Consider the following 276-nt stretch of genomic DNA (forward strand, 5'->3'; position numbering starts at 1 on the left):
CGAGCAGATGGCAGAGCGGGCGCAGGGCGCGGCCGGTGGCCGGGCGCGATTCGATCAAGGCGGTCATGTCCGGATCGTCGAGCAGGTGGCGCAGTTGCGAGGCGGCGGCGCCGGTGCCGGGCAGGACGCGCAGCAGCCAGGCGAAGCGGCGGGGCAGTGGCGAGGGGACATGCGCGCGCGCCGGGCGCGGTTTCGCGCCGCGGCGCGGCTTTGCCGCCGCCTGCGCGGAAGCGGCGAAGCGGGCGACGAGGCGGTTGAGGCGGATCGCGATCAGGA

At 76.4% G+C, this 276-nt stretch carries 1 pseudogene; it reads right to left on the bottom strand.

The window, feature by feature from the left end:
• Positions 1 to 276, bottom strand: a pseudogene (locus RT91_RS19365) (hypothetical protein); the annotation flags it as partial.

The sequence above is a fragment of the Acidiphilium sp. JA12-A1 genome (assembly GCF_000724705.2).
GTDB lineage: Bacteria > Pseudomonadota > Alphaproteobacteria > Acetobacterales > Acetobacteraceae > Acidiphilium > Acidiphilium multivorum.